Annotated in this window: 18 protein-coding genes and 1 tRNA gene; 11 read left to right on the top strand and 8 right to left on the bottom strand. The window is 58.5% G+C overall.

Features of this window, described 5'->3' with window-relative positions:
* Positions 1–136 precede the first annotated feature (136 nt).
* The 5 genes from PQG80_RS19220 to PQG80_RS19200 all read left to right on the top strand — a co-directional run bounded on the left by PQG80_RS19220 (position 137) and on the right by PQG80_RS19200 (position 6,194).
* Entirely contained in the window at positions 137–1,876 is a 1,740-nt protein-coding gene (locus tag PQG80_RS19220; protein ID WP_271753074.1) for a cache domain-containing sensor histidine kinase, read from the top strand.
* Positions 1,873–2,943 (top strand): response regulator transcription factor, encoded by a 1,071-nt coding sequence (locus tag PQG80_RS19215; RefSeq protein ID WP_271753073.1) that lies wholly within the window; start codon positions 1,873–1,875, stop codon positions 2,941–2,943. The genes PQG80_RS19220 and PQG80_RS19215 overlap by 4 nt, the downstream gene beginning before the upstream one ends.
* Positions 2,944–3,065: 122 nt before the next feature.
* The gene (locus PQG80_RS19210; RefSeq protein WP_271753071.1) at positions 3,066–4,400 is read left to right on the top strand and encodes an ABC transporter substrate-binding protein; all 1,335 of its coding nucleotides are present in this window, start codon (positions 3,066–3,068) and stop codon (positions 4,398–4,400) included.
* 136 nt (positions 4,401–4,536) lie between these two features.
* On the top strand, positions 4,537–5,373 hold the full coding sequence (locus PQG80_RS19205; RefSeq protein WP_432432776.1) for a carbohydrate ABC transporter permease: 837 nt from the start codon (positions 4,537–4,539) through the stop codon (positions 5,371–5,373).
* Positions 5,370–6,194, top strand: a complete 825-nt coding sequence (locus PQG80_RS19200; protein ID WP_432432771.1) for a carbohydrate ABC transporter permease — start codon at positions 5,370–5,372, stop codon at positions 6,192–6,194. The genes PQG80_RS19205 and PQG80_RS19200 overlap by 4 nt, the downstream gene beginning before the upstream one ends.
* A gap of 279 nt (positions 6,195–6,473) precedes the next feature.
* Here PQG80_RS19200 and PQG80_RS19195 read toward each other — a convergent pair whose 3' ends face one another.
* Together PQG80_RS19195 and PQG80_RS19190 are read right to left on the bottom strand one after the other, a co-directional pair.
* On the bottom strand, positions 6,474–7,304 hold the full coding sequence (locus tag PQG80_RS19195) for an imm11 family protein (RefSeq protein WP_271753068.1): 831 nt from the start codon (positions 7,302–7,304) through the stop codon (positions 6,474–6,476).
* A 100-nt stretch (positions 7,305–7,404) separates the two neighbouring features.
* Positions 7,405–7,481: transfer RNA gene (locus PQG80_RS19190), tRNA-Pro, on the bottom strand.
* Between the two features lie 152 nt (positions 7,482–7,633).
* On the opposite strand from PQG80_RS19190, the gene PQG80_RS19185 reads away from it, so the two are divergent.
* Both PQG80_RS19185 and PQG80_RS19180 read left to right on the top strand, forming a co-directional pair.
* Positions 7,634–8,032, top strand: a complete 399-nt coding sequence (locus PQG80_RS19185; RefSeq protein ID WP_271753067.1) for a GntR family transcriptional regulator — start codon at positions 7,634–7,636, stop codon at positions 8,030–8,032.
* Positions 8,029–9,144 carry a DUF1648 domain-containing protein gene (locus tag PQG80_RS19180; protein ID WP_271753066.1) on the top strand — a complete coding sequence of 372 codons (1,116 nt, stop codon included), beginning with the start codon at positions 8,029–8,031 and terminating at the stop codon, positions 9,142–9,144. Before PQG80_RS19185 ends, PQG80_RS19180 begins: the two co-directional genes overlap by 4 nt.
* A 16-nt stretch (positions 9,145–9,160) precedes the next feature.
* On the opposite strand, the gene PQG80_RS19175 is transcribed toward PQG80_RS19180, so the two are convergent.
* Positions 9,161–9,892 carry a L,D-transpeptidase family protein gene (locus tag PQG80_RS19175; RefSeq protein ID WP_271753064.1) on the bottom strand — a complete coding sequence of 244 codons (732 nt, stop codon included), beginning with the start codon at positions 9,890–9,892 and terminating at the stop codon, positions 9,161–9,163.
* Between the two features lie 239 nt (positions 9,893–10,131).
* Between PQG80_RS19175 and PQG80_RS19170 the strand changes: the two genes are divergently transcribed.
* The 3 genes from PQG80_RS19170 (at position 10,132) to PQG80_RS19160 (ending at position 13,075) form a co-directional block, all read left to right on the top strand.
* Positions 10,132–10,899: a 6-phosphogluconolactonase gene (locus PQG80_RS19170; RefSeq protein WP_271753062.1), complete on the top strand. Its 768-nt coding sequence runs from the start codon at positions 10,132–10,134 to the stop codon at positions 10,897–10,899.
* Complete coding sequence (locus PQG80_RS19165; RefSeq protein WP_432432775.1) at positions 10,818–11,954, top strand: LacI family DNA-binding transcriptional regulator; 1,137 nt, start codon at positions 10,818–10,820, stop codon at positions 11,952–11,954. Before PQG80_RS19170 ends, PQG80_RS19165 begins: the two co-directional genes overlap by 82 nt.
* A 92-nt stretch (positions 11,955–12,046) precedes the next feature.
* Positions 12,047–13,075, top strand: a complete 1,029-nt coding sequence (locus PQG80_RS19160; RefSeq protein WP_271753061.1) for an alpha/beta hydrolase family protein — start codon at positions 12,047–12,049, stop codon at positions 13,073–13,075.
* A 96-nt stretch (positions 13,076–13,171) separates the two neighbouring features.
* On the opposite strand, the gene PQG80_RS28865 is transcribed toward PQG80_RS19160, so the two are convergent.
* A complete protein-coding gene (locus tag PQG80_RS28865) occupies positions 13,172–14,020 on the bottom strand; it encodes a cupin domain-containing protein (RefSeq protein WP_334219831.1) in 849 nt (282 codons plus the stop codon).
* Positions 14,021–14,169: 149 nt separating this feature from the next.
* On the bottom strand, positions 14,170–14,973 hold the full coding sequence (locus tag PQG80_RS19150) for an inositol monophosphatase family protein (protein WP_271753059.1): 804 nt from the start codon (positions 14,971–14,973) through the stop codon (positions 14,170–14,172).
* Positions 14,974–15,057: 84 nt separating this feature from the next.
* Between PQG80_RS19150 and PQG80_RS19145 the strand changes: the two genes are divergently transcribed.
* Positions 15,058–15,546 (top strand): DinB family protein, encoded by a 489-nt coding sequence (locus PQG80_RS19145; protein ID WP_271753058.1) that lies wholly within the window; start codon positions 15,058–15,060, stop codon positions 15,544–15,546.
* Here the strand turns inward: PQG80_RS19145 and PQG80_RS19140 are convergent.
* Genes PQG80_RS19140 through lepB form a run of 3 tightly spaced genes read right to left on the bottom strand, consistent with a single transcriptional unit; the run spans position 15,543 to position 16,910 of the window.
* Complete coding sequence (locus PQG80_RS19140) at positions 15,543–16,076, bottom strand: GNAT family N-acetyltransferase (RefSeq protein ID WP_271753056.1); 534 nt, start codon at positions 16,074–16,076, stop codon at positions 15,543–15,545. The two genes, PQG80_RS19145 and PQG80_RS19140, sit on opposite strands and share 4 nt — an antisense overlap.
* Before the next feature lie 29 nt (positions 16,077–16,105).
* The gene (locus tag PQG80_RS19135) at positions 16,106–16,432 is read right to left on the bottom strand and encodes a low molecular weight protein tyrosine phosphatase family protein (protein WP_271753054.1); all 327 of its coding nucleotides are present in this window, start codon (positions 16,430–16,432) and stop codon (positions 16,106–16,108) included.
* A 16-nt stretch (positions 16,433–16,448) separates the two neighbouring features.
* Positions 16,449–16,910 (bottom strand): signal peptidase I, encoded by a 462-nt coding sequence (gene lepB, locus PQG80_RS19130; protein WP_271753052.1) that lies wholly within the window; start codon positions 16,908–16,910, stop codon positions 16,449–16,451.
* Positions 16,911–16,928: the final 18 nt, after the last annotated feature.

Here is a 16,928-nt window from a genome sequence, read left to right as displayed (position 1 = left end):
GAAAGCGTTGACATCGGCAGGGTGACACGTCAAACTGTCGGCAGAGAGATATTCTACGCGGGAAGCGGGGAAGGCGATGGCATTGCAGCTAGCAAAGAGAGCGTTGCGGGGTCTATTGCGCCCATTCCAGAAGAGCTTGAGGTACAAGCTAATGCTGCTCATGGTGCTGATCGCGGTGCTGCCGCTGTCGCTTGTCACGCTATTCGCGACCCACACGACGAAGCGTTCTCTGACCTCCGAGGTCGTCCGTTCGAACGAATCCCGAATGGATTGGGCGGCCGAATACTTCGACGAGAAGATCGATCAACTGCAGGCGTTCGCGTATTCGCTTCTCCTGGACAGCAATCTGTTCCCCAACGCGAATGGAGGCGTCCTCCAGTCCCCGAAGTCGCCCGAATTCGTGAGTCAGTACACGATCGACAAGCTGAAGTCGCTATACAGCGCCAACAACAAGAACATCTCGCGAGTGATGTTGTATCTCAAGTCTCAAGACCGTCTGTACTACGTGGACAAGGATGCGAGCGCCGCGACGGAGCAGCTCTCGACGCCTTACGCTGACTGGGGAGCGCTCGGGGCCGGACATCAGACCATTAACCGGTTGGTTAACGACGAGCAGAACACGTTCACGATCGTGCGGAGCATGAACCGGTTCTCGGATCAGGAAGTACTCGGCGGCGTCATGCTGACGGTGCGGTGGAAGATGATGGACAGCGTGCTCGAAATGATTCATTCGGAATCGAACAGCGAGGTGTTTCTGGCGGACGGGGACGGGAACATTCTGTACAGTCCTTATGACGCCAGCATGACCATTGAGGCCGAAGCGCTCAAGACCGCGTTCGGCGATAGGGCCGGCTCCGGCTACGCGGCCTCGAAGAAGGGATTCCTGTTCTTCCAGCCGACGGAGGCGGATCGGGTCTGGATCGTGAAGTTCATTCCGATCCGGTATGTGACGCAGGGCGCTTCCTCGACGCTGAACTTCAGCCTGTTGACCGCGGCCGCGTTTACGATTGTGGCGATCGCCGTCTCCATCCTGACGGCGTACTTCCTGACGAAGCCGATCATCCGCTTGGCTCGGTCGATGAAGGCGGTCGAGATCCAGAACTTCGAAGTCGGCCTGTGGGAGCCGCGCAGCGACGAGATCGGCACGCTGGAGCGCCGATTCAACTCGATGATCGGGCGGATCAAGGGTCTCATTCAGACGGAATACCGGGCCAAGATCGAGAAGCGGACGGCGCAGGTCAAGGCGATGCAAGCGCAGATCAATCCTCACTTCCTCCATAACGCCCTGCAGGCGATCGGAGGCATCGCCCTGTCTCGAGACGTGCCGGAGATCAACGATCACGTCCGGGCGATCAGCGATATGTTCCGCTACGCCATCCGCATGAAATCCGACCTTGTCACCGTGGAGGACGAGCTTGAGCATGTTCGTAGCTACCTGCAAATCCAGAAGATGAGATTTCGGCATATGATTTCAGTGCGCATCGAGGCCGACGAAGCGTGTCTTCCTTGCCGAATTCCAAAGTTCTCCCTGCAGCCGCTGGTGGAGAATTGCTTCATTCACGGATTGGAGGGGAAGATGGACGCGTGGTCGCTCGTCATCCGGGCGGAGATGGTCATGGACGAAGTGCAGATCGATATCGAGGACAACGGGTTCGGCATCGGGGAAGCGCGGCTTAGCGAGATTCGCAGGCAGCTCGGACGGGAAGCGGACGAAGAGAACGAAGGGGAGGGCATCGGAATGAGCAACGTCAATGCCAGAATCAAGATGCTGCTCGGCGAGGAGTATGGTTTATTCGTCACCAGCGCGGAGCATGAGGGGACGAAGGTTCGGCTGCTGCTGCCGGCACAGCGGGAGGAGGGGACGGTCACGGCATGAAGGCGGTCATTATAGACGACGAGTATTGGACGCGCGACAGCATCAAGCGGCTCGCAGATTGGGAGCGATTCGGAATCGAGCGCATCGAGGAAGCGGAGGAGGGACTAAGCGGTCTGCGGCTGATCGGCGAGCTTCGGCCGGATATCGTGATTACGGATATGAAGATGCGCGGCATGGACGGGGCCGAATTGCTGCGGAGACTGTCCGAAGATCATCCGTTCATCCGTAAGATCGTCATCAGCGGGTTCGACGACTTTGCCTACACGAAGCAGGCGATTCTGTCTAAGGTGGATGAGTACATCATGAAGCCGGTGCAGAAGGACGAGCTGAACCGGGCATTGCAGAAGGCGGTAGCGGAGCTTAGGGCCGCCAGAGGACTGCACGCCGCGCTGCCGCTGGCTCGGGACGTGATGAGTGTCGTGACCGGCTTGAAGGAGCAGATCGCGCGAGCCTTCCAGGAGCTGCGGATCGAGGTCGTGCGTGAGCGGTTCGAGGCGCTGGCGGCGGCGCTGCGCGCGCAGGACTCCTGGGGCCCGGGCTTCTCCCATTCGCTCTACCGCCACTTCATGCTGCTGCTGGGCGAGCTCTCCGCCAAGGCGGATATTGAGCCTGCGCTGCCGGAGGTCGCGGCGACCTTCTTCGTAACCGATGCCACGCCGACGGACGAATGGGTCGGCATGCTGTCCGTCTCGTACGCAACCGCTCTGGAGCGGGCAACGCAGTGGCGTAGAAGCAAGAACCGCATCGACATCGAGCAGATCCGCTTGTATATCGACCGTGCGTATGCACAGCCGATTACGCTCGAGTCGCTCGCGAGCCGCCATTTCGTCAGCAGGGAGCATCTGGCGCGGACGTTCAAGCAGGAGACGGGGACGACGGTCATGGATTACATCATCGCCAGGCGGATCGAGGAAGCGCTGCGGCTTCTTCGCCAGCCCGGGGCGTCGATCAAGGTGGCGGCGGAGGCGGTGGGCTATACGGACCTCACCTATTTTCACCGCATCTTCAAAAAAGTGACGGGCATGACGCCCGCGCAAGCGAGAGAGAGCGGAGCGAGCGAGGCGTGAACGGAAGCGCGCCTATATCAATATTGTCCATAATAACATGCAAATGCAGTCCAATGTACGGCGCGCGACCTCCCGTTATACTCGGAAGTAAGCGGTATCATAATTAAAGGGAGGTCCGAAAGATGAAGAAAACCCTATCCGTTCTGGCGACGATTGCAGCGCTCAGCCTGACGGCCGCCTGCGGCAGCGGGAACAACGGCAACCAGGCGAGCGGCGCGGCGGCAAGCGCCGGCGGCAGCCCAAGCGGCAGCGGGGCCGCTCAAGAGAGCGCCTCGTCGCCTCCCAAGAAAGTCGAGCTCAAGATTTTTCTGGGCGGGCTCGACCGGTTCCGCGAGCAGTTCGACAGTTATTTCGAGAAGTTCGCGGAGAAGGAGAAGGCAGACAAGAATATCGAGGTGACGTTCAACTCCGAATATCCCGGCGAAGACAGCGCGTCGCAAATTCTGAAGACGCGCCTTGCGACGGGCGACGTGCCGGATGTGTTCGGCCTGCATGCCGTCAACGATATACCGTCGTTCTATAAAGCAGGCTATCTTACGGACATGACGGATCAGCCGTTCGCCGGCAAATTGCTCGAAGGCATCAAGCCGCTCGTCTCGATCGACGGCAAGGTGGTCGCGGTGCCGATGGAGAGCCTGTCTTGGGGATTTTTATACAACAAGAAGATTTTCAGCGATCTGGGGCTGACGCCGCCCTCCACGCTGTCGGAGATGAAGGACGTCGTTCAGAAGCTGAAGGAAAATAAAGTGACGCCGTTCCTGCTTAGCTACAAGGAAGACTGGATTCCGCAGCTGTTTCTGCCGCTGACGGTCGGCGGTTTGGTCAACTCGTCGCATCCGGACTTCATCGAGAAGATGAACAGCGGCCAGGGCAGCTTTTCGGAGCTGCAGGAGATGTTCGATATCATCGATCTGGTCAACGCCAACGGCACGAGCCGCGCGTTCGAAGTCGGCAACGACGACGGAGCGGCCGATTTTGCCAACGGCAAGGCGGCGATGTGGGTCATGGGGACTTGGGACGCCGACGCCATTCTGAAGGCGAACCCGGATGCCAGCTTCGGCACCGCTGCGCTGCCGATCAACGACGATCCCAAGGCCTCGATGATCGACGTATCGGTATCGACCGCGCTGGCCGTTCCGCCGAACAGCAAGAATAAAGAAGTCGCCACGGACCTGCTCAACTTCATTCTGGACGATCAGGCGTCGAACGATCTGTACCAGAGCTTGAAGTTCAACCCGGTGTCCAAGAATCATACGTTCAAGCCGTACCCGTGGGTCGAGGACGCCAACGTTTATATCGACAAAGGCCTGTCGTATCAGGATCCCGTCATTCCGACCGCCGTCAAGGACGAAGTCGGCAAGGCGCTACAATCCTACTATGACAAGAAGATGTCCAAAGAAGACGTCATCAAGGATCTGGACAAGACATGGAAGGACGCCATCGCGGCGAACAAGTAGAGGCGAACTTAAGACAACCGGTCGTACCCTGTCTCCGCCGTCGCTTGGCGGAGGCGGGGTATGTTCTTAAAGAGGAGTGATTAACCGCGTGAGAAGCCGCCGCTATCGTTCTGCCCTCTCGCTGCTGTCGTTCGTGATGCCCGCGTTCGTGCTGTACCTTCTTTTCTTGGTGATCCCGATGTTACAGGGTTCATATTATAGCTTCACCGACTGGAACGGGCTGAACAAGACCTACGATTTCATCGGCTTCCGGAATTTCGTCGAAGCGATCCGGGACGACCATTACTTCCGCTCCGCCATCTGGTTCACGGCCAAGTACGTCGTCTGCGCCGTCGTCTTCCAGAATGTGCTGGCGCTGCTGCTGGCGCTGCTGATTGAATCCAGGCGAAAGGCGAAAGGCCTGTTCCGCACCATCTTCTTCATGCCGAATATGCTGAGCGTCATTATCAGCACGTTCATGTGGGTATTTGTCTTCTCGAAGGTCGTCCCCACCCTGTCCGAGCATAAGGGGCTGTCGTTCCTGGGGCTATCTTGGCTGGGCGATCCGAGCGTCTCGTTCTGGACCCTTCTGATCGTCTCCGTCTGGGGCGGCGTCGGGACGCTGATGCTCATCTACATGTCGGCCATCCAGGGCATCCCCCAGCATCTGAAGGAAGCAGCAATCATCGACGGGGCCCAACCGTTTCACATGTTCCGCTATATTACGATGCCGCTGATCGCCCATGCGTCGACCATCTGCATTTTCCTGACGCTGAACAGTTCGTTCAAGGTGTACGATCTCGTCTACGCTCTCACGGGCGGAGGACCCGGCCGGGGGACGCAGGTCATCACGATGAACATTCTGGAAGAGGCTTACCAGGGCAACAACCGATATGGCTACGCCAGCTCGAAGGCGATCATCCTGTTTCTGATCATCTTTGTCATCACCATGATTCAAGTGACGGTCATGAAGAAACGCGAGGTGGAAGCGTGAGCAGACGAATCTATCCAATCGCAGCCTGGCTTCTTCTCGCGCTGCTGGCCGTCTACTTCCTATTTCCGATCTACATGGCGATCATCAATTCATTTAAAGACCAAAGCGAGATTTACCGCTCCGTGCTGAGCTGGCCCTCGACTGTGCGCTTCGAAAACTATTCGGACGCCTTCCATAAGGCGAACATGCTCAAGAGCGGTCTGAACACGATTATCGTAACGGTGACCGGCATTGTCGGCATCGTGCTGTTCAGCTCGCTGGCCGGCTACAAGCTGTCCCGCACGCGGGGCCGACTGAGCCAAGGGCTTTTCATGCTGTTCGTCGCCTCGATGCTCATCCCGTTCCAGACGATCATGGTCACATTAACGAAGATGGCCCGCGATCTGGGGCTGCAGGGCTCCCCGTTCGGCCTCGGCGTCGTGTGCGCAGGGCTAGGCGTCAACATGGCGATCTTCCTCTACCACGGGTTCGTCAAAGGCGTTCCGCGTGAGCTCGACGAATCCGCTATGATGGACGGCTGCGGCGAGTGGAGGGCGTTTTTCCTCATTATCTTTCCGCTGCTGGGACCCATTACGTTTACGATTGTCGTGCTCAATCTTCTCTGGTTGTGGAACGACTTTCTGCTGCCCGTGCTCCTGCTTAACGACTACCGCGCCTATACGCTCGTGCTGACGATCAATATGTTCTTCGGCAAATACAGCCGCGAATGGCCGCTCATTCTGGCCTCGCTCATCCTGTCGTCGCTGCCGATCGTCGTGATCTTCGCGTTCTTCCAGCGTTGGATCATCCAGGGGATTACGGACGGAGCGGTCAAGGGGTGAAGCAAGTGTATCGTTCTGTGGATCGCGATTCCGGTATCCATATGCCGCCCCGCCATTTGCAAGGCTTAATGGCGAACTTGGCAGAATAAGATATTCATTAAAACACCTGTCGACCAAAAGGTCTGACAGGTGTTTTGATGCAAAATGAGGTTGTGTCAGGTGGAGATGAAGATCACATAACTTCACGGTTCTATCTTATGCCTAAGTGAACAAAAAAAACAGCAGCCCAAGGGCTGCGACTCGTTGAACATCTTCGTTTTCAAATCGGCGTCGGGATCTTTATCTGCCGAGCTTTAATATTGGTTCCTTCTCTACGAGATGCCACTTCATACCCAGAAATATCGGCGGAACATAAATGGGATCCATCCATGCATAAGTCAGCGTATCCTCCAACAGGTCGCCGATTAGCAAGGAGTCGTTCTCGTCCAACTGGAGTTTCTGCTTGCCGCTGACGGCAGCCTTGTTTTCCTTGCGCATTCGTTCGGTGACCTCGGCGAAGCTGTACTCCTGTCCTTTGGAACGTTCGATCTCGGCGAGTCGCTCCAAATAACGCTGGCGCTGCATCTCTTTGGTTGCTGGATTAGCTTCCGAGTCCCACAGTTCGATGAATCGGAAACCAGTCAGGTTGTGCTGGAGGACGCGATCGCGAAAAACGTCGGTAACAAAGATATATGTTGATATAAATTCAGGGATCTTAAAAATAGCAACATCTTTGATAATATCTTGTGAAAAGGCGTATTGGATTATCTTTCTTATCCTTCCATCAGACCACAACTTTAGTTCGGACCGACTTGTGTCAAGCGCCGGAATCACATGTAAAACGTTAATAGCGAATAGTTCAAAGTAGTCATGATCAAGCGGAAGAGTTTCGACTTTATCACCGAGTAAATCCTGAGTTGCAGCTATGGCTTTTTTACTGAGCGCCGGGATTCCAGCTGATAAAGCGATCATATCTAGATCTAGACCTTTGGTAGAGTGGAACTTAATTTCTCCCCAACGTTCAACGGGCCCCCCATTAAACTGGTTTTCAAAGTAAACGGGGTAATTATGCCCCATATTATCGTAAAATAATTGATCTTGTTTATCAGAACTTAATTCATAAACTCTCACATATACTCCTCGCTTCCCTTATACATGTCCTAACTTTTAGACACCTGTTTAAAACACAAAAAAAGCTGCGGTCAAAATCCCCGCAGCGTTGATTATATAGTGGTCGAGACGACAGGATTTGAACCTGCGACCTCTTGCTCCCGAAGCAAGCGCTCTACCAAGCTGAGCCACGTCTCGAAAATGCCGGATTTAAGCGGCAAGGGAAATTATATCACAGCCCCGATCAAAAGCAAAGATGATATTTTAGCCTAATTTTACCGTGCAAGGTTGTTATTGTTCGTATATCTGTTATATTATAAGTATAACAGACGTGCAAGGGGTGACGCGCCATGTGGATGGAGATCGATCTTCAATCGGAAGTGCCCATATACACCCAATTGGTCGATCAATTGATCGAAGGGATCGCATCGGAGCAGCTGAAGCCGGGCGATCCGCTGCCCTCGGTCCGAAGCCTCGCCGCGGATCTGGGCATTAACCTGCATACGGTAAACAAGGCCTACCAGATCCTGAAGCAGGACGGCTTCCTGCAGGTTCACCGCAAGCAAGGCGTGGTCGTGCAGCCGGGCGGGATGCCCGGCGTCGATGCCGCCTTCCGCGCGAAGCTGGCTAGGGGGCTCCGCACGCTGGCGGCGGAGGCCGCGGTACGCGGGATGTCGGAGGCGGAGTTCGCCGCGCAGAGCGCTGCCGTGTACCGGCAGTTGACGACGAAGGGAGAGGAAACGAAATGAGTACGATTCAGACGGAATGGCTGGTCCTGGGCATCGTGGATGTCGTGATGTCGCTGACTTTGGCCGCAGCGTTCTTCATCGCGCCGCGGTACCTGTTGTTCGGCTTATACGTGCCGGAGGCGGATCGGGATCGCCCGGAGGTAAGGCGAATCCGCGCCAGGCACAACGGCGCGATGGTCGCCGTATGGACGCTGGGCCTGGGCGTCGGCGCCCTGACCGGAGCTTGGAGCGGCGACGGGTATAAGTCCGGCAGCCCGGAGACGGCGCTCTGGATCGCGCTCGTCATTCAGATCGGCGGCCTCATCCCGATCTGGCGCTCGGGCCGCGTGCGGGCGCTGCGCTTGAAGCAGGCCGGGAACTGGAACGCGGAGAAGCCGTCCAAGATCGTGATCGACCTGCTCTTCCGCCAGCGCCAGCGGCTCGTCGGCAACGGCTGGTTCCTGGTGCACCTCGCCATCGTCGCAGCCGGCGTCCTGTCGGCCGTGCTGCATTGGGACGCGATTCCGGACCCCGTGCCGACGCACTTCGGCATCAGCGGCGAGGCCGACGACTACTCCTCCAAGGGATTCGGCTCCGTGTTCGCGCTTAACTTCGTGCAGCTCGCGATGGTAGCCGTATTCCTCCTGGTGAACTTGAGCATCCGCCAGGCTCGCCAGCAGCTCGATCCCGCGAGGCCGGAGGCGTCCAGGGAGAATCAGCTTCGCTTCAGGAAGGCCAACTCCGTCTTTGTCTACGCGATCTCGCTGTTCGTCGTCGTCATGCTGGGCTTGGGCCAATCGGTCACCCTCTACGGCTGGCCGGCGACGCGACTGAGTCCGGCGATGCTAGGGCTGCCCGCCCTTCTGATCGTGGCGGTATTCGGCTTCGTCTGGTACGTCGCGCGCCAAGGCCTGGACGATACGGCGGGCAGCGGGGCGCGCATTCAGGAGGACGAGGTATGGCGCGGCGGGGGATGGTTCTACTACAACAAGGCGGATCCATCGCTCATGGTCGAAAAGAGATACGGCATCGGCTGGACGATCAACTTCGCCCATCCGCTCGGCATCGCGATTTTCGCGGGCATGCTCCTCGTACCGATCGCGATCGTCATCGTCACGGTCACTTTGACTTAGGACAGCGCCGCGGGAGTTAACTCGCGAGCCCGATCGCGATGGCGGGGGACTTCGCGGGATCCAGCGCGGCCATGAGCCGCAGCAGGCTGGGCTCGGACATGGCGATGCAACCGGCTGTGGGCTTGCCGGCCGCGCGCCACAGGTGCAGGAAGATCGCGCTCCCCCGGCCCGGGATGACCGGATCCTCATTGTAGCGGACGACCATCGCATATTTGTAAAGGGGCTGATCGAGCCGCTCGTACGACCGCCATTTGCGATCGGGATTGCCCGCGTACGTCACCCGGCGGTTGTAATCCGGCGACGCCGGGTCATCGATCCAGTAGTCCTGCTTGGTCGTCCGCCGGTAATCCAGCTTGAGCCCCTCCGGCTTGTCCGCCGTTCCGAATGCGCCGCCAAGCGGGTACACGCCGGATGGCGTGCGTCCGTCGCCTTCCTTGGTCTTGGCGATGCCGTTCTTGCCCAGCGTCACGGGAATGCCCGATAGGACGATGGCCCACCCGCCGTCGCCCCGCTTCTCGCGCAGCGACAGCACGCCGGTCTGCGCGCGAAGGGACTTGGCCTCGACGACGACGACCTGCTCCGCGCCGAGCACGACGGCTTTGTAAGGCCAAGACGCCCTGAAGCCCGCCGCGGCAGCCTGGTCAGGCGCGAAGAACAGCGGCGACAACAGCGCGAGGACGATCCAGGCGCCGAGCAGAATCCGGATGCGTGCGTGCATGTTCTTGAGGTTCAATCGATGGCGATTCATTCTATAGCGCCCCCTTTTCTATATGCGTACCTCGGGATGCCGCAGGCGAATCGCCCGGGCGTCTCGTTAGTATGCCGAATGGCCTCGCCAGGAAGACAGGAGCGCGGTGATGCCGTTGCGTACGGGCAGATAGAAATCGATTGCTGCCAATAATATTCGATGCTATCATGATGGGAACAGCAGATCCTCATGAATTTATAGCAATCGATTGCTGTATGCCATGATTGGAGTGAGTGACGATGCGATTATTGGTACATGAAGATCCGGAGTCATTAGGCAAGCGTGCGGCGGAAGAAGCGGCGGACTGGATCGGTCAATGCGTTCGCGAAAAGGGAAGCGCTCGCATCGTGCTGTCCACAGGCGCATCGCAATTCGAGTTTTTCAAGCATTTCCTGGAGCAAAAGGTGGATTGGCCGAGCGTCGAGATGTTCCATCTGGACGAGTATATCGGATTGCCGGCGTCGCATCCTGCAAGCTTCCGCAAATATCTGCGCGAACGGTTTGTCTCCAAGGTTGCATTAAAAGCAGCTTATTACGTCGACGGGGAAGAAGAACCCTTCCTCGAATTGGAGCGATTGGAACGCTTGGCCGAGGCGGCGCCCTTTGACCTCGGTCTCATCGGCATCGGGGAAAACGCGCATATTGCGTTCAACGACCCGCCGGCCGACTTTGCGGCCGATGCTGCCTATAAAGTCGTGGCGCTGACGAACGAATGCAAGGAACAGCAAGTGAGAGAAGGCTGGTTTGCCGGGCTCGGCGACGTACCGGAATCGGCCATCACGATGACGGTGCAGCGCATCTTGAGCTGCCGGAAGATCATCTCCTGCGTCCCTCATCCGGTCAAGGCGGACGCCGTGGGTCGCACGCTCGCCGCGGACGCGCCGACGCCCGACGTTCCCGCATCGATATTGAAGCTTCATCCTGACTGGTCGCTGCACCTGGATTCGGGGTCCGCTGCCGGCTTGCCTGCCGAGGATGTCGGAAGATCGGGGAGGACCAGCCTCTGAACAAGCCCGCCACGATCTACGACATCGCCAAGAAACTCGACGTATCGGCCGCTACGGTATCCCGCGTATTGAGCAACAGCAAATATCCGGTCCGCGCCGAGCTGGCGAAGCGCATCCGAGAAGCCGCAGACGCGTTGAATTACGTGCCGAACAGCATCGGCAGGCAGTTAAAGACGAACAAAACCTCCACGATGGGCGTCATCATACCGTCGATCACCAATCCCTTTTACGCCAGCGTGGTATCCGGGATCGAGGAAGTGGCTAGCGAGCGGGGCTATCAGATCCTGCTCTGCAACTCGCAGCACGATCCCGAGCTCGAAGATCAGCACCTCAACATGCTGTTCGAAAAGCAGGTCAGGGGCGTCGTCCTGTCGTCGGTCTCGAACAAGCGGGAGACGCTCCGCAAAGTGATGGCGAACGGCTTGAAGGTCATATCCATCGATCAGCACCTTGCCGATTTCGAAGCGTTTCAGATCAACTTCGATTACCGCAAGGGCGGCAGGATCGGCACCCGGCACTTGCTCGACCAGGGCCACCGTGACATCGCCTATCTAACCGCTCCGCTGACATTGACGAGCAGGCAGCAGATTCTGCAGGGCTACCTGGACGAGATGGCCTCGGCCGGCCTGCAAGTTCCGCAGGCGCGTATCGTCATCGCGGAGAAAAGACGCGGCAAGAAGCGGGAGGACGGCTCCGAGGAATTCGAAAACGGCAAGCGAATGACCCGGCAGCTGATCGAGTCGGGCGACATGCCGACCGCCATCTTCGCCTGCAACGACATGACCGCGTTCGGCGTATTGAACGAGCTCGCGAGCCACGGCATCCAAGTGCCGGATCAGATCTCCGTCATCGGCTTCGATAACCTGGAGTTTACCGAGATCGTCTCTCCCAGGTTGACGAGCATCGAGCAGCCCAAGTACGAGATGGGGCGCCTCGCCTGCGGCATGCTCATGGATTGGATGAACGATGCCGCCGGACAGACGGGCGAGATCATGCTTCAGCCCCGGCTCGTGGAGCGAAGTTCCGTGGGCGGCGCAAGTTCGGTCTTACGCTGAATTAAGCGACAAGGCTGCCGTTTTAGGGCGATGCGGCGTGGGCTGTCTTTCGTACACTGCAATCGATTATTATGCGGGCGGAGGCGTTGCAATTGGCAAACCGGCATTTCGGAAGCACGCAATACTGGCTTGAACGCTCGAAGAACTGGCAGCCGCTCCTATCCTTCAAGGGTACCGACCCGATCGAATGGGCGGCATGGAGGCAGGAAGCGGTCGCCCGCCTGCTTGGGCTGCTGGGCGATTTCCCCGAACGGGTGGAGCTTGCCGCCGAGGTCGAATATTCGGTGCAGGGCGGCGATCTGATCCGCGAGCGCGTCATCTTCGATACGGAGGCTTATGCCTCCGTCCCCTGCATCGTGCTGCGGCCAGCTGTCATGAAGCCGGACCGGAGCCATGCAGCGATCATATGCTGCAACGGACATCCGACGGAGCTCGGCAAGAACCCGGTCGCGGGCATCCGCTCCGGCCCCGAGGCGGAAGCCACGATCTCGAGCATGAATTACGACTACGGCGTGCAGATGGCCAAGGCCGGGTTCCTCACGATCATGCCGGAGCTCAGGGGCTTCGGGGAGAGAAACGATACCGCCGGCCGCGGGGACGTATGCAACCTCAATTACGTCAAGGGCTCCATCCTCGGCGCCTATCCGTTGACGCTGAACATCTGGGACATCAAGTGCTGCATCGATTATTTAGAAACCAGACCGGAGGTCGATCCCGAGCGGATCGGCATGATGGGGCTAAGCTTCGGGGGAACGATGACGGCGTTTACGACGGCGGTCGAGCCCCGGATCAAGGCGGCCGACGTCTCGGGGTACGTCAATCCGTTCAGGGGCTTCGGTCTGGAGCGGGGCAATTTTTGCGGGTCCCAGGTCATCCCGGAGATCTATAGATACTTCGATACGCACGATATCGCCGGCTTGATCGCGCCCAGGCCCTTGCTCCTTGAACTGGGGCTGTACGACGATTGCTTTTACTTCCATGATCAATATAAAGGCTACGAGGGAGTACGCAGCATCTACGAGGCGGCCGGATCGAGCGGCGTCCTGGAGGCGGATATATTCCCAGGTCCGCACGCTTTCTCGGGCAACAAGGCCTTTGCGTTTTTCAAGAAGCACCTATAGAGAGACGAGGGTCGCGGGAGAAGCGCCGTCGCACGCAAAACGCCCTTCCGACTTCCCTGCGGGAAGCGAAAGGGCTAAGGGCTCGCTCTCGCGCGCCTATCTCCAGCCTGAGCCGGGGGGATAGGGGAGCGGCGCCGATCCCTGCTGCTGCGGCATGACGCTCTGAGGGATCATGGCTTGAGGAATCATGGCCTGAGGCATGGCGGCCTGGGGCATCATGCCTTGAGCTTGGGGCATCGCGCCCTGCATCATGCCTTGCATCACGCCCTGCATGGCGCCAGGATACATAGGCCCCGGCGATGCCGCGCCTTGCGCCGATGCATGCGGGTACCCGGCTCCCTGCTGCGCGGATGCGCCTTGGACCGCGCCCGGCGCCGGCGAGCATCCCGGCGGCGGGCCGAGGATGACGACCGGCTTCTGGATCGGGGCGACGGCCTGGGCATAAGCAGCGGGATTCACGCAGTACGCGCGGGCAGCGACCTCGGGCGGCAGCACCCGCAGGAAGTCCCCGCCGAGCACGATATCCGGCGTCGGCACGTCGAAGATCGTCAGCAGATACGTATGGTCCGTCAGCGCTACGATCCAGTGGAACCACCCCATCGGAAACTGGGATACCTGGCCGGGCTTCAGCCGGTACGTCATGAGCTGCTGCGTGAACGGGTTGAAGACTGATGTCTGAACTTCTCCGCTAATTAGGATGACGAGCTCGGTGGCGTTGGTGTGCCAGTGCGGCGAGACCACGACGCCTTGACTCATGTGGACGTTAAAGAAACCGGTCTTGACGGCGGGCAACTGCTCGGCGAAAAGCTGCGTCACGAAGTTTTGCTCGTTTTTGGCGTAGTTGACCTTCTGGTTCGAGTCCGCCGATAAATTCAGAGACGGCGATTGGAGCACCGGCATCTGATGCACCGACGTCTGCAGCACCGACGCTTCCGGCATAGCCATCATTCATTCCTCCCGCATAGGCGAATCGTATCGCATCGCAGAAGTATATGAGGCCACCCCTCTTGGCAGTCCGACAGATTCGTCAAAAAACTCGTCCAGCGACCGATAAAATTCGCGCTTGTCCCGGCGGCTCCGCGACGTCTCCTCCTTTAATCGGACAATCCGGCCCGCACCGTCCGCAACAGCTCGTCCATATGATCCGGGTGGCAGGCGATCAGGCAGGGTTCCTCGCGCATGCCGGCGAACGGCCGGCCTTCATAGTCTACGACGACGCCACCGGCTTCCTTGACCATCAGAATGCCAGAGTACAGATCGTCGCCCTCGGACTGGTACAGCACGATCCCGCCGATATCCCCCTTGGCGAGCATGCACCACTGCAGCGTCGGCGCCCATAGCCGCATCATGCGCTTGAAGCTGACGTCGAGGTGATGGCGCAGACGGACCGCGCGGGGCTCGTTGCGCACGGCATGGCCTTGAATCCAGCCGATATTGGCCTTGGAGAGCCGTGCGGCCGGCTTGACCTGCATCCGCTTGCCGTTGACGGACGCGCCTGCGCCTGCGGCGGAGACGAACAGCCTGTCGGTGAGCGGCTCGTAGACGACGCCGAGCACGGGTTCGCGCTTATACATGAGCGTGATCGACGCCGTGAAGACGGGCAGGCCGATCGCGAAGTTGTTGGTTCCGTCCAGCGGATCGATAAGCCACAGCCAGTCGCTCTCCCCGCCGAGACTTCCCGCTTCCTCGCTATGTATGGCATGTTCCGGGAAAATCGACTGAATGCCCGGCAGGATAATTGCTTCCGCGAGATGATCGACCTCCGTGACGACGTCTCCGTATTCGTCTTTGTCCGTCAGTTCGGCGATATCGTCGAATCGCTCCAGCGCGACGGCGCCCGCCTGGCGGATAAGCTGCTCCGCCAACGTTCTAGCTCGTTGAATGACGCCTTGATCCATGGGACACCTCATTAGAAGAGTGGTTGTGATAGAATAGAGTCGTTTCTAGTCAGGCTTAGACTGATTCAATGCGGGAGGTACGCGATGCAAACCTTTTTCCGGTACAACTGGATCGTCCGGGAGCAATGGTACGAATGGTGCGAAGGCGTGCCCCACGAGGAACTGCTGAAGGCGCGCACGGGCGGCGTCGGCGGCATCCTGAAGACCTTGTTCCATATCGCGGACGTGGAGTACAGCTGGATTCAATTGCTGCAGGACAAAGCGGACTTTCAGGATCCGTTCGAGATGTACGGCACGCTCGAGCAGGTGCGAGCGCTGGACCGCAGGCTGCGGCCAGACGTCGAGGCGTTCGTGGCTGCCTGGGAACCGGCCATGGAGACGCGGCCGCTGCATGGCGTTCGCTCGGACGGTACGCCTGAGGTTCTTGCCTGGGGCGAAGTCATGCGGCACGCCGTCGCGCACGAGATCCATCATATCGGCCAGCTGTCCGTATGGGCCAGGGAGATCGGCCGCGCGCCGGTATCCGCCAATCTGATCGGCAATGGACTGATCGTACCGTCGTTAAGAAGTTAGCCTAGACCCGGTCGCGCGAGATTTTTGATCAAATAAAGCAACAGTTCATCATCGACGGTGACGGTCTGGCCGGGCGCGACCGTCCGGTTTTTGTACATGATCCCTAGACCGTCCGATACGTAGCCGCGCTTGGCATACAAGATCTGCGCCGGTCCATAGTCTCGGTACAGCCCTACGCCTAATCCTACGTATGGTGAGCTGAGAGAAGCGATGTCCTCCAGTTCCTGCAGCATGCGGCTCGCGATTCCTAATCTTCGGTAGGGCGGGAACACGTCCAGGGCGTTAATCTCGGGTATGCCCGCCTCGGCGAATCCAGGATAATCGGACCGGTACAGCAGATGGCAGCATCCAGCCAGATTGCCGTCCACGCGGGGTATCAACGTAATCCTCAAGCCTTGGCGGTTCTCCTCCAAGCATCGGGCATAGTAATCGCCTGGACGATACCACGGATACGTCTTGGAGAATGCCGCATTTAAATCATGAGCTTCGCCTTCTTCAGCCAACTGCCGGATGACCGCTTCCTGAGCCATGAGCTGGATTGCCTCCTGTCCTTCATTCTTCACGGCAGTTCAATGTACGCCGATACGCCTGTCTTCAGCGTCTCGATTAACTCCTCATCCATATATCCGTATTCGTCGGGGATGCCGAGGCAGACGATCCTCTTGCCTGGAAGCAGGTGCGGGAACTTGTCCTGCAGCCGATGTACATGCTTCTTCTCCATGGCGAAGATCATATCGGCCCACCCGACATGACCCTCGTTCACCTTAATTCTCGCGGCATCCTCCGTTCCGGCTGACCTCACTTGATAGCCCTCGAGCCCTTCGAATATTTTCTCGGCCGTCAGGCTCCTCCACTTGTTGCGGCTGCATACGAACAGTAGCTTCATGACGCGCTCCTCGCTCTTATTTCTTCGGCTTAATCTTCGTGACGCGCCCGATGACCTGATCGCGACGGACCGGTCCGTATACGCGGCTGTCCAGGCTGTTGTCGATATTGTCGCCGAGCATGTAGAATTCGTCTTCAGCGAGTACGATCGCCGGCTTGATGGCGTCATCAGGCATGTAGTCGGCTTTATAGAGCAGCCGATCGTTGACATATACGCCTTCTTCTTTTACTTCGATCCGGTCGCCCGCGGCGCCGACGACGCGTTTGCAGTATTCCTTTCCGTTGACATCGATGATCAGGAGATCGCCCGCCTTAATCCCCTTGGACAGATCCGTGCTGACGATCATCTTGTCCCCGTCGTTCAGGGTAGGAGACATCGAGTCGCCGTCGTTCACGTAGGATTTAAGCGACAGCGGCGAGGTACACCCGGCAACCGCGATCGCGACCGACAACAGAGGCAACAGCAGCCATTTCCTCATATCATCCCCGCCTCCCCG

Source organism: Cohnella rhizoplanae (assembly GCF_948329515.1).
GTDB lineage: Bacteria > Bacillota > Bacilli > Paenibacillales > Paenibacillaceae > Cohnella > Cohnella rhizoplanae.
This window is presented reverse-complemented; position numbering and strand designations above follow the sequence as displayed.

Coding starts and splice junctions, on each gene's coding strand:
- PQG80_RS19180 (WP_271753066.1), top strand. CDS start 8,029: ATGAGTACGATTCAGACGGAATGGCTGGTCCTGGGCATCGTGGATGTC.
- PQG80_RS19140 (WP_271753056.1), bottom strand. CDS start 16,076: ATGGCTCAGGAAGCGGTCATCCGGCAGTTGGCTGAAGAAGGCGAAGCT.
- PQG80_RS19135 (WP_271753054.1), bottom strand. CDS start 16,432: ATGAAGCTACTGTTCGTATGCAGCCGCAACAAGTGGAGGAGCCTGACG.
- PQG80_RS19215 (WP_271753073.1), top strand. CDS start 1,873: ATGAAGGCGGTCATTATAGACGACGAGTATTGGACGCGCGACAGCATC.
- PQG80_RS19150 (WP_271753059.1), bottom strand. CDS start 14,973: ATGGATCAAGGCGTCATTCAACGAGCTAGAACGTTGGCGGAGCAGCTT.
- lepB (WP_271753052.1), bottom strand. CDS start 16,910: ATGAGGAAATGGCTGCTGTTGCCTCTGTTGTCGGTCGCGATCGCGGTT.
- PQG80_RS19175 (WP_271753064.1), bottom strand. CDS start 9,892: ATGAATCGCCATCGATTGAACCTCAAGAACATGCACGCACGCATCCGG.
- PQG80_RS19185 (WP_271753067.1), top strand. CDS start 7,634: ATGTGGATGGAGATCGATCTTCAATCGGAAGTGCCCATATACACCCAA.
- PQG80_RS28865 (WP_334219831.1), bottom strand. CDS start 14,020: ATGGCTATGCCGGAAGCGTCGGTGCTGCAGACGTCGGTGCATCAGATG.
- PQG80_RS19210 (WP_271753071.1), top strand. CDS start 3,066: ATGAAGAAAACCCTATCCGTTCTGGCGACGATTGCAGCGCTCAGCCTG.
- PQG80_RS19205 (WP_432432776.1), top strand. CDS start 4,537: ATGCCCGCGTTCGTGCTGTACCTTCTTTTCTTGGTGATCCCGATGTTA.
- PQG80_RS19145 (WP_271753058.1), top strand. CDS start 15,058: ATGCAAACCTTTTTCCGGTACAACTGGATCGTCCGGGAGCAATGGTAC.
- PQG80_RS19170 (WP_271753062.1), top strand. CDS start 10,132: ATGCGATTATTGGTACATGAAGATCCGGAGTCATTAGGCAAGCGTGCG.